This window comes from Acidisphaera rubrifaciens HS-AP3, assembly GCF_000964365.1.
Lineage (GTDB): Bacteria > Pseudomonadota > Alphaproteobacteria > Acetobacterales > Acetobacteraceae > Acidisphaera > Acidisphaera rubrifaciens.
The window spans coordinates 1-512 of sequence record NZ_BANB01001109.1; the positions used below are offsets into that span (position 1 = coordinate 1).

The 512-nt window shown below is 72.7% G+C and carries 1 pseudogene; it reads left to right on the forward strand.

The window, feature by feature from the left end:
- Positions 1-512 (forward strand): annotated as a pseudogene (locus B8460_RS20260) (hypothetical protein); the annotation flags it as partial.

A 512-nucleotide genomic window follows, 5' to 3' on the forward strand; every position in this document is an offset into this window, starting at 1 on the left:
GCGCACCGACCTGATGGCCTTCTTCCTCGGCGCCACCATCGTCTCGCTGGTGAGCTTCCTGCCGATCTATCTGGAGGTGGTGCGCGGCCTGTCGCCGGCACGGACTGGGCTGCTGATGCTGCCGCTGACGGCTGGCGTGGGGCTGGGCTCTCTGGTGACCGGGCGGATGGTCGCGCACACGCAGCGGACGATGATCTTCCCCTCGTTCGGCCTGCCGGTCGCGGCCGGCACCCTGCTGCTGCTGGGGCTGAGCCTCGGCGGCATCGCGACGGGGCATCTGCCCTGGCTGTTCGGGCTGGTGTCGCTGTCGATCGGCACCGGCATGCCGGTGGTGCAGGTGATCACGCAGGTGGTGGCGGGGCCGAAGCTGCTGGGCACGGCGGCGGCATCGGTGCAGTTCTCGCGCTCGGTCGGCGCCGGGTTCGGCACGGCGGTGGTGGGCGCCGTGCTGTTCGCGACGCTCGCCGCGCACGACCCGGCGGTGGCGGCGGCGTTCCGCGAGCTGGTGGAGC